The organism is Anaeromicrobium sediminis (genome assembly GCF_002270055.1).
GTDB lineage: Bacteria > Bacillota > Clostridia > Peptostreptococcales > Thermotaleaceae > Anaeromicrobium > Anaeromicrobium sediminis.
This window is the reverse complement of the sequence record NZ_NIBG01000004.1, coordinates 76,056-90,941: the sequence shown is the minus strand read 5'-3', so window position 1 is coordinate 90,941 and position 14,886 is coordinate 76,056. Positions and strand designations below refer to the sequence as shown.

General features: G+C 30.1%; 11 protein-coding genes. 8 read left to right on the top strand and 3 right to left on the bottom strand.

Translation table 11 applies throughout. The features are described from left to right. Nucleotides 1-40: 40 nt before the first annotated feature. Both CCE28_RS06695 and CCE28_RS06690 read left to right on the top strand, forming a co-directional pair. Nucleotides 41-400 (top strand): ArsR/SmtB family transcription factor, encoded by a 360-nt coding sequence (locus tag CCE28_RS06695; RefSeq protein ID WP_242972920.1) that lies wholly within the window; start codon nucleotides 41-43, stop codon nucleotides 398-400. 230 nt (nucleotides 401-630) lie between these two features. Then, nucleotides 631-2,364 carry a heavy metal translocating P-type ATPase gene (locus CCE28_RS06690; RefSeq protein ID WP_095132256.1) on the top strand — a complete coding sequence of 578 codons (1,734 nt, stop codon included), beginning with the start codon at nucleotides 631-633 and terminating at the stop codon, nucleotides 2,362-2,364. Nucleotides 2,365-2,431: 67 nt separating this feature from the next. On the opposite strand, the gene CCE28_RS06685 is transcribed toward CCE28_RS06690, so the two are convergent. Continuing rightward, on the bottom strand, nucleotides 2,432-3,706 hold the full coding sequence (locus CCE28_RS06685) for an S-layer homology domain-containing protein (protein WP_095132254.1): 1,275 nt from the start codon (nucleotides 3,704-3,706) through the stop codon (nucleotides 2,432-2,434). A 266-nt stretch (nucleotides 3,707-3,972) separates the two neighbouring features. Between CCE28_RS06685 and CCE28_RS06680 the strand changes: the two genes are divergently transcribed. Beyond that, nucleotides 3,973-4,545, top strand: coding sequence for a TIGR03943 family putative permease subunit (locus CCE28_RS06680; protein WP_095132252.1), 573 nt, complete (start codon nucleotides 3,973-3,975; stop codon nucleotides 4,543-4,545). Nucleotides 4,546-4,789: 244 nt separating this feature from the next. Here the strand turns inward: CCE28_RS06680 and CCE28_RS06675 are convergent, their stop codons facing one another. After that, complete coding sequence (locus CCE28_RS06675) at nucleotides 4,790-6,064, bottom strand: S-layer homology domain-containing protein (protein WP_095132250.1); 1,275 nt, start codon at nucleotides 6,062-6,064, stop codon at nucleotides 4,790-4,792. Between the two features lie 562 nt (nucleotides 6,065-6,626). Here CCE28_RS06675 and CCE28_RS06670 point away from each other — a divergent pair. The 4 genes from CCE28_RS06670 (at nucleotide 6,627) to CCE28_RS06655 (ending at nucleotide 10,835) form a co-directional block, all read left to right on the top strand. Then, nucleotides 6,627-7,316, top strand: coding sequence for a response regulator transcription factor (locus tag CCE28_RS06670; RefSeq protein WP_095132248.1), 690 nt, complete (start codon nucleotides 6,627-6,629; stop codon nucleotides 7,314-7,316). Further along, complete coding sequence (locus CCE28_RS06665; RefSeq protein WP_095132246.1) at nucleotides 7,306-8,763, top strand: sensor histidine kinase; 1,458 nt, start codon at nucleotides 7,306-7,308, stop codon at nucleotides 8,761-8,763. The genes CCE28_RS06670 and CCE28_RS06665 overlap by 11 nt, the downstream gene beginning before the upstream one ends. An 85-nt stretch (nucleotides 8,764-8,848) precedes the next feature. Then, entirely contained in the window at nucleotides 8,849-9,946 is a 1,098-nt protein-coding gene (locus tag CCE28_RS06660) for a TolB-like translocation protein (protein ID WP_095132245.1), read from the top strand. A gap of 91 nt (nucleotides 9,947-10,037) precedes the next feature. Further along, nucleotides 10,038-10,835, top strand: coding sequence for a DUF1835 domain-containing protein (locus CCE28_RS06655; RefSeq protein WP_176461700.1), 798 nt, complete (start codon nucleotides 10,038-10,040; stop codon nucleotides 10,833-10,835). A 274-nt stretch (nucleotides 10,836-11,109) separates the two neighbouring features. On the opposite strand, the gene CCE28_RS06650 is transcribed toward CCE28_RS06655, so the two are convergent. Further along, the gene (locus CCE28_RS06650) at nucleotides 11,110-12,816 is read right to left on the bottom strand and encodes a methyl-accepting chemotaxis protein (RefSeq protein ID WP_176461699.1); all 1,707 of its coding nucleotides are present in this window, start codon (nucleotides 12,814-12,816) and stop codon (nucleotides 11,110-11,112) included. A 566-nt stretch (nucleotides 12,817-13,382) separates the two neighbouring features. Between CCE28_RS06650 and CCE28_RS06645 the strand changes: the two genes are divergently transcribed. Further along, on the top strand, nucleotides 13,383-14,771 hold the full coding sequence (locus tag CCE28_RS06645; protein WP_095132239.1) for a diguanylate cyclase: 1,389 nt from the start codon (nucleotides 13,383-13,385) through the stop codon (nucleotides 14,769-14,771). Nucleotides 14,772-14,886 lie beyond the last annotated feature (115 nt).

Genomic DNA, 14,886 nt, shown 5'->3' with positions numbered 1-14,886 from the left:
AACACATGTACATATATAGATGTGTTTTGGAGGTGACTATTTGCATTTAGAAGCTTGCTGTAAAGGAAATGAAGATAAAGCTATTAAAGAAATTATTGAAAATATGCCAGAGGAAGATACATTGTACTCTTTATCTGAGTTCTTAAAAATATTTGGAGATCAGACAAGAGTCAAGTTGATCTACGTCCTATTTAAAAGGGAGTTATGTGTTGGGACCATAGCAAATCTATTAAATATGAGTCAATCATCCGTATCTCATCAGCTACGAGTTCTTAGAAATCATAGATTAGTAAAGATGAGAAAAGAAGGAAGGTTGTCATATTACTCTTTAGATGATGAACATGTAGAGGGAATTTACCAAATGGGGTTAGACCACATTTTAGAAAAAAGGGGGAAATAGAAATGAGTGAAAAAATATTAAAAGCTAAAAGTTCTTGAGGTTGTTCTAGTGGCTGTGGACCAGCTCAAAAAAGTCATGACCATCATGACCATGATCATCACCACCATGATCACGATCATAGTCATGAAGCCAGTAAAGGTGATATAATTCAACTAATTATCGGTGCAATCATATTTGCTGCTGCATTACTTGCTCCGGTTAATCAATCTATTCAACTAGGATTATTTGTAATGGCATACATAGTTATTGCTAGAAATATTGTATTTGACGCTATTAAGGGGATCTTAGGAGGGCAACTATTGGATGAAAACTTCCTAATGTCAATTGCATCCCTTGCAGCATTCCTTATAGGAGAATATCCAGAAGCTGTGGCAGTTATGTTATTTTTCCGAGTAGGTGAGATATTTGAGCATATGGCAGTAGATAGATCAAAGAGATCAATTACTGCTCTATTAGATATTAAACCAGAGTTTGCTAATTTAAAAAAGGATAATAATTATGTGAAAGTTTCTCCTGATAAGATTCAAATTGGAGATATTATTTTAGTTAAACCAGGAGAAAAGGTTCCACTTGATGGAATAGTAATAGAAGGGCAGTCCACTATAGATACTTCTGTAATCACTGGAGAATCTATCCCTAGGGAAGTGGATGTGGATAATGAAGTACTAAGTGGTTCCATAAATAAAACGGGAGCCTTAACTATTAAAGTTACTAAATTATTTAATGAATCAACAGTTTCAAAAATATTGGATTTAGTAGAAAAGGCAAATGCACAAAAGGCCAAGACAGAAAAGTTTATTACGAAATTTGCAAGATACTATACACCAGCAGTAGTAGGTGGAGCCCTATTATTAGCTATTTGTCCTCCACTTATATTAAAGGAACCTTTTTTACCTTGGATGTATAGAGCAGCCATATTCTTAGTTGTATCCTGTCCTTGTGCTTTAGTTATTTCAATCCCACTTGGATACTTTGGTGGTATTGGGGCCGCATCAAGAAATGGTATATTGATAAAGGGTGGAAACTTTATAGAGGCCCTAAAAGATGTAGATACTATTGTATTTGATAAGACGGGAACTCTAACTAAAGGTAAGTTTAAAGTTAAAGAAATAATGGCACAAGAAGGTTTTAAAGAGGATGAAGTATTAAAGATAGCAGCTCATATAGAGCATTTCTCTAATCATCCTATTGCTCAATCAATTGTAGAAGAATATTCTAAAGGTCTAGATGAATCAAAGGTTTCAAATATTAATGAGATAGCAGGGAAAGGTATTTCAGCTGAATTTGAAGAAATTCAAGTACTTGTTGGAAACAAGGCTCTAATGAAAGATAATAACATACATATATCAGCAGTTAACCAAGCTGGAACTAATATATATATTTCAAAGGAAAATAAACATATTGGAACAATCATAATTGCAGATGAATTAAAGGAAGATACTAAAGATGGAATTGAGTCCCTAAAGAAGATGGGCATTTCTAACATTATTATGTTAACAGGTGACCATAAGAATGTGGCTGATCATATAGGAAAGAAGATAGGAATTGATAAAGTATATTCTGAACTATTGCCCCATGAAAAAGTAGAGAAGCTTGAATTATTATTTAATAAGAATAATAAAGGAAAAGTTGTATTTGTTGGAGATGGCATTAATGATGCACCTGTATTGGCAAGGGCTGATGTGGGAATAGCCATGGGTGGTTTAGGATCTGATGCTGCCATTGAAGCGGCAGATGTGGTTTTAATGACAGATGAAATCAGTAAAATTCCTAAGGCCATAAGTATTTCTAAAAATACTAATAAGATAGTATGGCAAAATATTATATTTGCCCTTGGTGTTAAGGGAATTATCCTTGTTCTAGGGGCCGTTGGTATAGCAAATATGTGGAGTGCAGTTTTTGGTGATGTAGGTGTTGCTACTATTGCCATACTAAATGCCATGAGAGTATTAAATGATAAATAGATAAAGAAAACCGATGATTAAAAAATCATCGGTTTTATAATTTTATCCTAAAACTTAGGGCTATTTATTAATCTAAATCTTTAACTACAGTACCATAGTAATAAGCATCTCCGTTCCAAGTTCTAAGTCCAACTTTACCAGCAGAATATGTACTATCACTTACAGTACCAATTTCTCTATCATTTAAATAAATAGTGAAACTTGATCCTACAGCTTTAACACGTAATTTATTTGGAATTGTTGGATCTACATTGGTATGAAAATATTGTAGTTCTTTCCAACCTTCACTCATAACATATACTCCAAAACGAATATCTCCATTATCTTCAATACATGCATAATATCCATTGTGTCTATTATTTCCAACTTCCATTGCATTTACTCTCAACATTATGCCTGCATCAGAATAGGAACTTTTTTTATCAAGAAATACATAAGTTTCCATGTCAACATCTGTATACCAATTATGCTGTTCATTCATATCATTATCAAGAACTAATTTACCTTCTTTTCGACCCGTGTTGCTGTTAACTCCGTCTAAATGAAAAACATATCCATCTCCATAGGAATCCATTTTAGCATCATCATAATATCCGAAGTTAAAAGATACCATATCACCTACAGTAAACTTTTCTGTGATGCTTGCTTCTAGGGCTGCTTTTGCCTCTTCTTTAGATTTTCCACCTGCCTCAAACTCAGGCTTATACTTATCATATACTCTATTTAATATTGCTACTGCTTGCTCAACAGAAACATTACCCTTCGGATTGAAATTTGTTCCATCACCTGTAATAATTTTATTATCAAACATATAATCTACTTCATCAACAGCCCAAGGAGAAACATTTGCCTTATCTGCAAAATTAAGAGTAGGAACTCCATCACTATAATTAATAGCTATATTTAGTCTTTTAAGTATGAGTTTTATTTCATTATATATGATAACGGCCATTTGCTCTCGCGTAACAGAAGCATTGGGTTCAAATTTTTCTTCTCCTACACCATTGATAATTTTAAGAGTATATGCTTTTCGTAAATTCACATCAGCATCGGGAAAGTTACCTTTAGATGCAGGTTTGATTTTACTTTCTGTTAAAGATTCATGCAGATTCACTACTAGAATTGCAAATTCTTTCCCTGTAATATTTCTAGCACAATCTACAAAAAGGCTCTCATCTGTAGCAATGTCTTTTGTAACAGCAGAAACCAGGGCAGGTTTTGCCCAATTACTTACGTTTCCATAATGCCAACTGGATGCTTCGTCTTTATGTCTAGCGCTTACGTTTATAGGTAATCCTATTAGAATTACAAGTAACAATGTTATAATTTTTTTTCCATTCACAAAAAAATCCTCCCTTATATATAATTCTATCCAATTTAATTATATGTAAATATTATACAATAATTGAATTTATTTCAATGAGTATAATTTATCAAAAAGTTGAAATAACAATTTATCTAGTCGGAAATACATAATAAATTATGTACTATATGAATGAAGCTGATTAATCGAATTACATTTTTTGTAAAAAAGTATAACATTAGAAATGTGGTAAAATAATAATTAATAAATGTCATAGTATATATAGCAGTATAAGGAGAGATAAAATGAAGAAATCACAGATAGGTAAATTCATAGGGGTTATAATAGCAATTGGCCTTATTTATTTTGCGTACGGATTAATTGAAAAAGGACAGAAGAATGAGATTAGTGACAGTGAAATAAATAAAAAAGAACCTATTAAGCAAGAAGAAACTTTAGATATTAATGAAGATAAAGTGGATCATGTTGAAGACCAGGATCCTAATTCTGATGGGGAAAAGTTTAAGAGAACTCTAGAATCTGTATATATGAATCCAGATGAAATGATGGGTAAGGAAGTTACATTGTCAGGTGCTGTACACAGGGAATCAGATTTTCCTAAAGAGAGATTTGTTATTTCTCGATTATTAATGAGTCGCCATGGTGACCATTATCATGAGCAATTGACTGGATTATTATGTGAATGGAGTGAGGGCAGCAAATTTGAGGATAATGAATGGGTAGAGGTTACGGGAATAATTGATGCAGTTAGTTATTATAATGAATATACTAATAGGGAAGAAATGATTCCAATAATTAAGGCAACTAAAGTTGAAAGTATTGATGCACCTGAAGAAAAAAATATATATGAAAACTAAGGACAAGATCAATATAAATATTGTCCATATATAATAGTTATATTGAATAAAATAGCCACAAGTGCAGGCTGTATGTGAGGTGTTAGTATTTATCCAAATACTAACACCTTTATTTTATGTATCTACAAATTTTTGACAGTTTCCACTATAGTCACAACATATAAGCATAGTTATTATTAAAGTTAATGTTAACAACATGTTTAATAATTTTTCATGATTTTCTTCTAAATCTTAGAGATATTTATTAATCTAAATCTTTAACTATAGTGCCATAATAATAAGCGTATTCGTTCCACGCGCTAAGACCAACGTTACCAGCAGAATAGGTACTATCTTTTACAGTACCAATTTCTCTATCATTTAAATAAATAGTGAAATTGGACCCTACGGCTGTAACCCGTAATTTATTTGGAATTGTTGGGTCTACATTGGTATGGAAATATTCTAGCTCTTTCCAGCCCTCTCTTATAGAATAGACTTCAAAACGGACATCTCCGTTACCTTGAATACATATATAATATCCACTATGTCTATTATTTACAAATTCCATTGCGTTAACTCTTAACATTATACCCACATCAGAATACCAGCTTTTTTTGTCAATAAATACATAAGTCTCCATGTCAACATCTGTGTACCAATTATTTTGTTCATTCATATCACTATCAAAAACTAATGTGCCCCTTTTTTCACCAGTATTGCTGTTAACTCCGTCTAAACGAAAAACATATCCATCTTCATAAGAAACCATTTTAGCATCATCATAATATCCCAAGTTAAAAGATACCATATCACCTACAGTGAATTTTTTTGTATTGATTGCTTCTAAAGCTGCTTTGACTTCTGCTTTAGATTTTCCACCTGCCTCAAAGTGAGGATTATAGATATCGTATACGTTATTTAATATTGCTACTGCCTGCTCAACAGAAACATTTCCCTTCGGATTAAAATAGATTCCATCACCTGTAATAATTTTATTATCAAATATATAATCTACTTCATCAACGGCCCAAGAAGAAACATTTGCCTTATCTGCAAAATTAAGAGTAGGAACACCATCACTATAATAAATAGCCATATTTAACCTTTTAAGTATGAGTTTTATTTCATTATAAATCATAACAGCCATTTGTTCTCGTGTAACATAATCATCTGGTGCAAACTTTTCATTACCTATACCATGGGCAAGTTCATACTTATATGCTTTTCGTAAAGTCACATCAACATCGGGAAATTTAACTTTAGATGCAGGTTTCATTGTATTTTCTGTTAATGATTCATACAAATTCACTAGGAGCGTTACAAATTCTTTTCCTGTAATATTTCTACTACAATTTATAAAAAGACTCTCATCTTTAGCAATCTCTTTTGTTGCAGCAGATACAAGCACAGGTTTTGCCCAGTCACTTACATTTCCATAATGCCAACTGGATGCTTCATCTTTGGTTCTGGCGCTTACGTTTATAGGTAATACTATTAGAATTACAAGTAACAATATGAAAATTTTTCTTAGATACATAAAAAATCCTCCTTTATAAATAATTTCACCTCTCTTTAATTATATGTACATTTATTGCAGAAATTGAATTTATTCTAATGAATATAAATTATGAAAAAGCTAGAAAAGAATAAAACTATAAAGTGTATTTTCATGAGATGAAATCCTATTATGGAGCTTTTCATATAGTCACACAAAATTACTATTTAGAGGATTTATATGAGTTAGTATTTATTCAATGAAAAATAAATAGATTGATCATATAAGATATTCAACTATTGTTAGGCATTTTAGACTGTTGATAAACTATTTGTTAGTAGTCTTTTTGATAATAAGATCCTTCTATATTGAATGCTAAACATAATCATGAAGAGAAAATATATATGAAAACTAAAAATACAGTATTGTCCGTATATAATAGTTATAATGAATAAAATAATTAAAAGTACAAAGGCTACTTCCAAATAGATTAAAAAGGGAAGTAGCCTTTATTATATACAAAGAAAAATAAAGAACTTTGTGAGTAAAACAAATGTGATAAAATATAAAAGATTTAATCAGTATACGGAAAGAAGGTGGAAGTTTGGATAAGATTTTAGTAGTAGATGATGAAAAAACAATTGCAGATACAATTACCTATGCCCTTGATCGAGAAGGATACACAGTTGAAGCAGCTTATGATGGAGAGGATGCGTTAAATAAGATATCTGCTTTTAATCCGGATGTGGTAATACTAGATGTGATGATGCCTAAAATGAGTGGCTTTGAAGTTTGTAAACGATTAGAAAATAAAGCTGGATTAGGAATAATTCTACTTACGGCAAAGGATGATATAGTTGATAAAATATTAGGCTTAGAACTGGGGGCAGACGATTATATTACTAAGCCTTTTCATATGCGAGAATTAGTTGCACGTGCAAAATCCCTATTAAGAAGGTTACAAAAAAATTCTGATGAAGAACAAGAGAAGATAACAATAAGAGACTTAGAAGTTATTTTACAACATAGAAAAGTACAATTGCATGGACAATCTTTGAACTTAACACCAAAGGAATTTGATTTGTTAACTCTGTTACTTTCTCATATGGGAAGAGTATATACTAGAGATCAATTATTAGATATAGTATGGGGAATGGAATATGCAGGTGGAACAAGAACTGTGGATATACATATACAAAGACTGAGAAAAAAGCTAGGAGAATCATATCAAAATATTCTCCAAACAATTCATGGAGTAGGATATAAGGCCATAGGTGAAATTTATGAAGATTAGCATAAAACTTAAGTCTAGCATTTTTTTAGCACTCCTTTTATTTATAACAGTAAGTCTTTTGAGCTATTTAGTTCTTAAAGGAATTGAAAGAGATCAACAAAAGCAATATGAAGAACATTTAGCTCAGCAGACGAAAATTGCAAATATATATGTTAGACAAATTTATCTTATGGGATCCATAAAAGAGCCCAGGGCGTTTCTTAAGGAAAAGGGTAATCAAATAGCTAGTCAGTTGGATTTAATGAGTGGCATGCAGGTTTCCATATATGATATGTCAGGTAGAGAGGTTGGAAACTCAATCAACATTGGAACTAGGACAGATGTTAAAGATATATTAGTGCATGGATTAAATGATAAAATAGCATATCAAATTGTAAATGATAAATTAGATTATGTGGCACCTATTCATGATATAAATGGGCAAATTGGAGTTATTAAATTTGAATATTCACTTAGAAAAAATATAGAATTTTATAATAACATTAAATCTCTATTTTTCAACATAGGAACTATAGTATTTGCTCTAACATTCCTAGGCGGTTATTTCTATTTTAATGATCTAACAAAGGGCATATTGAAACTTAATAAGGATGCATCAAATATTGAGAAGGGTTTTTATGATGAAATTCTCCCATTAAGAAGAAATGATGAACTTGGAGAATTAAGTCAGGGAATATATTATATGAGTAATCAAATTAAAAACCATATTGAGGGGATGGAAAAGGAGCAAGAGAAACTAAGATTGGCAGTAAAAAAATTAAAAGAGTTAGAAAAGCAACAAAAAACCTTTATCGGAAATATTACTCATGAGTTCAAAACGCCCCTTACAGTTATAAATGCTTATATTGATTTATTAGAGATGTATAGTGACGATTCAAACTTATTAGAAGATGCAAAGTCTAATATTTCAAAGGAAGCCCAGAGGTTGTATGAAATGGTAGAAAAAATATTGTACTTGTCTTCTTTAGAAAAGTACGATTTTGAGCTTCAATCCGAAAAAATTAATATAAAAGAGATTTTAGAGGAAATTTGTAATCGTATGAAAGGAAAAGCTCAAAAATTTAACATTGATTTATTAACTAACCTTCAATCAGCTTATATTTTAGGAGACAAGGAGAGCCTAATGCATATTTTTATCAATTTGATTGACAATGGAATTAAGTACAATGAGTCTAATGGAAAGGTTTTTGTTAATAGCTATAAAAAAGATGGAAATGTGTTTATTGAGGTAATAGATACGGGTATGGGAATTCCAGTTCATGCAAGAGAAAAGATATTTGAGCCTTTTTATACGGTGAGCAGGGATAGATCAAAGGAATATGCTGGTACTGGCTTAGGTTTGTCCCTTGTGAAGGAATTAGTTGAAAAGCAAAAAGGAAATATCTCCATATTAGATATAAAAAGAAAAGGTACAACCATTTCAATAGTTTTTCCTCTTTTCTCATAAAAGTTTACAATTTTGAAACATAAATATATATTTTTGAAAAAATAGTCTTGTACATTATTAATATAAAATATAGGGGGTTTCAGAAATGAGAAATAAAGGAATATATATATTTACATTAATTATTTCCTTAAGTTTATTTGCTGCATGTGGAAAAACTGAAAAGGAAGGACGTCAAGTAATTGAGAAAGAAGAAAAAACTATAATAGTTATTGATGATACAAAGGATGCAGTATATGAAGATATTGCTATAGAAAAAATTAAAGTTTATGAGGGAATGAAAGGTTTTGAATGGGTAAATGATGAGGAAATAATTGTTGGGAAGGAAAATAAAGAATTATATTCTAAGGTAGATGGACATGTTAGTGCTATCATGAGAAATTTATATTTGTATGATGTAGAAACAAAAGAAGAAAAGATTTTCACAGATAAATCACAGTATCAGGAATATCCCATTGTATCACCTGATAGAAAGCATATTCTATATGTTAATATGTTAGAAAATAAAGGAACAGGCTATATTGTAGATATGGATGGCAAAATAAAGGTTAAAATTTCACTTCCTTATGTTCAGGAATTTACTGAAGCTAAATGGGTGAATAATGATGAAATTATTATACCATTTATGGGTAGTCACTTTCATTTTGTAAATGTAGATGGGACTACAAGAAAGATAGAAAATGCGGAAGACCATATGATTCAATATGCTTTTAAGGTTAATGATAAGGTGTACTATAAAACCTATGATAAAAAAATGAAAGTTTATGATATTAATATGAAAGAAAAGATATTATTTGAAGATAATGTAACAGGTTTTTATTTATCCCCAGATAAAAAGGAATTAATTCTAAGCAAACATCTTGTAAAGGAACAAAAGGATTCGTTAATCTTAACAGATTTAAATGGAAAAAATAAAGAAATCTTAGTTGAAGGAAGGTTTATATATGGTGTTAATTGGTCTCCCGATGGAACAAAATTAGCATACATGTTAAATAAAGGCTCTAATGGAGATGTGGGTTTTTATATAATGGATATGAAAAACAAAATACAATCATTTGTATCTACAGAGTATTTTGGATACGGTGCTCCCATATGGAGTCCTTCAGGGAAGAAAATTATGATAAATATGGATAAACAGGAGAATGAACAGGTAGTTGATACAGTCCATATACTTACCTTTAAATAAGCTAAAACAACTAGGTTTTTATTATGCTAATATGAAAGGGTGTAGTATAATAATGGGAATAAAAGCTATGAGGGTAAAAGGAGGACTAAGGATGAGTAAATATGTGCATATAGCATTTGGTGATTCAGCCAGTGGAACCTTAAGATTCTTTTTTAAAAATAATCCAAGTGAATATAAGGGAGAAGTAATATGTGTAAGAGATGATTTTTCAATAGGACCAATCTATGAAATTTATAAGGAAGCAGGGCTAAAAAAGAGAATAGAATATCTTATAGACATCTTAAAAAAGGTTTCAGCCTATGAGTATTTTGGAGACATTGAGAAAGATTTTATTAAAATATGTGAATGCATAAGAAATATTGATCAAGATTCAAAAGTAGTAATATGGTACGGTGAAAATACTAATGATCAAGTAGGACTAAGATATTTAATGTCCTTATTAAAGAATAGGGATTTATACCAGGTTAATGTGTCTGATTCATACATAAAAGACTATGATAATAGGGCATATAGACCCATAGCTTTAGGGCAGTGTTCACCTGAAGAAATACCCACTTTCATTTCTAAAATAACAAAGGTAAATAAAGAAATATACAATAATCTGATTAGTGACTGGCGGGTTCTAAGAAATTCTAAAGAAAATTTGAGAATATGGAAGGGTAAAAAAATTATAGGAGTAGATGAAACCTATTATGATAATGATATATTATCAAACTGTAGTTTGGACTTTAAAAAAGCTGCCAGGGTTATTGGAGAAACCATGGGTAAATCAGATCAGCTTGTTGGGGATTTGTATATTGATTTTAGAGTAAGAAAATTAATAGAGAGTGGAAAACTTCAATATAGAGGAAAGCTTATTTCCATGAGAGATTTTGAAATAAGATTATGAGGTGATTTAAATGAGCTTTTTTGAAGGCTATTTAATAGAACATGTGAAATAGATGAGGATGGCATTTACCATAGTAATGCATAACTTTAAATTGTGAAGTTATCTCAAATTTATATGATCCAATTACCAAACACACTTTTTAATATAGTATATATTGTACATAAAAGAGAAAATCCTCTGGGTTTATAAAGGATTTTCTCTTATTTTATGTACAATATTGGCTGAACATAGAATAAATATATTTAACCTTTTTTTACAAAATAACATTAAAAGTTTATATTTTAAATTTATCTGCTTGACCTTTTAAGTTCTTAACAATATTGTTTAATTCTTCAATATTTGAACCAATTTCCTGGAATGTTCCAACCTGTTCTTCTATGCCAGCAGTAATTTGTTGAGCTGCACTTGCATTAGTTTGGGTTTCCTGTGATAGGCTATCTATGGCTTTAGTCATATCATTAGAAATTACAGACTGCTGTTCTGAAGATTGGGCAATCATTTCTATCTTCATAGAGATTTCTTGAATTACATTAAGTATTTTCTTAAAGGAGTCATTTGTGTCATAAACCTTTTTAACACTTGTATCTACAAGCTGATTTTCATTCATAATAATATTATTAGTTTTTTCAATTTGTTGTTGTATACCTGAAATTAACTGTGTTATGTCATCAGCAGATTTTTTACTTTCTTCTGCAAGCTTTCTAACCTCCTCAGCTACTACTGAAAAACCTTTTCCAGCATCTCCTGCTCTTGCAGCCTCTATTGCTGCGTTTAAAGCAAGTAGATTAGTTTGCTCAGAAATATTAGTCATAATTAAGACTATATCACTAATTTTTCCTGAGGATTGTTTAAGTTCATTAATTACCTGTGAAACATGGGAAGATGAGTCTTTCACCTTATCAATAGAATCAACTACTTCTTCTATTAGTTTAGCCCCTTGGTTAGCTGATTCTAATACTAGCTTTGAGTTATCGAAGGATTTATTTGATTCAATACTTATTGTTTCTGCACTACTAGACATTTCTTCTATGCTTGCTGTTGTTTCTTCAGTAACGCCTGCAACATTTTGCACACTATCGCTTATAGTATTAATAGATGTTGCAATTTCTTCCATGCCTGAGTTAGCTTCTGTAATAGCTGTACTTAGTGTGCCGCCGAATTGGGTAAGTGTTGCTGAAGCAGACACCACTTCACTAACTGTAGCTCTTATTTTTCCTACGAAAGTGTTTAGTAAATCTGCTATTTCACCTAGTTCATCCTTGGTCTTAACTTCTAATCTTTTTGTTAAGTCACCATCACCTTCAGCTAAGTCCTTCATCATATCTATTGTTAAATCTAGTCGCTTCTTAATACTAAATACCGTTGTAAATGCAATAACTATGATTAAGAGTAATATAATTGACACTAAACCAAGTAACATGATTATGGATTGTTGGGTTTGCTTATTAGAATTATTAAAGAATTCTATAGCTTTGTTTTGAGCAAAATCTGATAAGTTACCTATTTCTTCATCAATTAATGCTACGTGCTTAGCACCCTTTCCCTTTGTAATACTAATTGCTTGTTCTTTTTTATCTTGGATAGTAAGCGTTATTACTTCGTCTCTAATTTTTTTCCAATCCTTAAAAGTATTATATGCAGCATCAACCATCTTTTTATCTCCAAGGAATCGATCATATATAACTTCAAACTTATTAAAAACCTCTTTCTCATATCTATCAACATTTGCTACTAATTGATCAATTTGAGATTTACTCTTTGCTGTAGAAATATCTTTCATTTCTCTATGAATTTTGACAATATTAACTTGTATCTCTAATACAGCATTGCTTACTGTAAAGGGATGTTTATACATCTTAACATTCAAATTTTTTAAAGTATTCACGTCTTTGATAGACATAAAACTTAAAAATCCAGTTAAAATCACTATTAATAGAAAAGATACTATTAGGCGGGATGACAATTTTGTAATTTTTAACAAATTAAATACCTCCAGTTGTAATTTTAAATTCCACATAAAACTTAATTTTTATTATTGTAAATATATAGGCTTATAACTTTTCATTATTAGTAATAATTTACCTATGCCTATTTATATCAACAAGGTTGCTTATATTTCTGGTTTATATACAAAGCCAATACCTCCTTTTCATGTTTTTTATAGTATACTTGCGTATAAAAATAACTCATCATTTTCATATAGGGATGAAGTTTAAATAATTGAATGTTTCAAGCAAAACTTTAATATTGTTTTCATTTAAATTATAGATTTACAAATAGAATATATGTTGTTTTTTAAATACTCCTTCTATCTACCCAATATTTACATTTTATAACATAAATTTACTTTATAATACTAATTTTTAATATATTAACAATTTTCATTTTGATATAAAAGTCATGCTTATGAACGGGGTTATTATTTAACAGGGCACAATTTTGTATTGAAATAGTAATGACAAATAATTTATTAGATATGATATAATGGGCACATAAATGGGAAATCCTACAAATTTAGACATTATATTATAAAATTAGGGTGATAGAATGAAGGCTGAAAAAAGCATTGAAAATACGATTTTTATGAATATGGTTATAGTCATTATTGTTGGAACCCTAATTTTAGGGTTTACACGGGTAACTAAGGAATATTTTGAATTTATATCAGAGACAGAATCGTTAAGAAAAGATTATATAGAAAGACAGAAGATACTTATAGAAAATGAGGTAAATAAAGTTATTGATTATATTGAATTTGAAAGATCTCAGGTAGGAGAAAATGGAGAATATACAGATGAGATTGAAAAAACTCTTCAGAATAAAATAACTAAATGGGTTTCTCAAATTCACTATGGATATAAAAATGACCAATACATGTATATTGGAAATTATAAGGGCATCCAGGTAGCATCTGGGGGATTTCCAGAATTTATAGGAAAAAATATCTGGGATTTAGAAGATGACAATGGTGTAAAAGTTATTCAAAAACAAATAAAACTTGGAAGAGAAAACCCAGAAGGTATTTTTTTTAAGGGGCATTGGCTAAGAAAAGGTTCAAATAAAACTTCTGAGAAGTTGTACTTTGTAAAATCAGTTCCAGATTGGGAATGGATTGTTGGAACTGGCATATATATAGACGAAATTGAAGAAGTAATCAATTTAAAGAAAGAAGAACTAAAAAATCAGTATAAAGAAGAGATGATTGAGACAATTATAATATTTTTATGCATTATTTTTATTATAAGATTCCTTACAAATAGAACAAATGAAAAAATTAATAAAAATATAAAAGTATTTATTTCTTTCTTTGAAAAAGCTTCAAAGGAAAAGGTATATATTAATATAGGAAAAATAAATTATTCAGAATTAAAGGAGTTGGCCATTTCTCTAAATCGCATGATTGAAGAGAGAAATAAAGTGGAAAATAAAATTATTGAAGTAAATAATAAACTGAAAAAACTCAGTATTACAGATGGTCTCACAGGTTTATATAATCATAAGTATATGTATGAAACTATAGAAGAAGAGATGGAAAAATCAAAAGAAAAAAATACATCGTTATGCGTTATCATGTATGATATTGATCGATTTAAAAAAGTTAATGATATTTATGGACATCAGTGTGGAGACATGGTTTTAAAAAAAGTTGCAGAATGTATTAAAAATCATGTAGGGCACATGGGTGTAGTGGGAAGATATGGAGGAGAAGAGTTTTTAGTTATTCTCCCTGAGCAAAACTTATATGATGCATATGAGATAGGAGAAGAAATTCGAAATAAAATAAAAAAATTAAGTTTTGAACATGAAGAATTAAAAATTACTATTAGTGGTGGAATTGTTCAGCTTAAATCAGAAAGTCCAGAGGAATTAGTTAATAAGGCAGATCACCTTTTATATGAAGCAAAGGAAAATGGAAGAGATAGAATTGAAAAATAATGAAAGGCTGATATGATTCACTTATTATTTAAGTGAATCATATTTTTTTACGCTATAGGAAATTATAACATTCTCAAAACTGTGGATAGGTAAAAAAATAAGGAGTTGTAGGGGA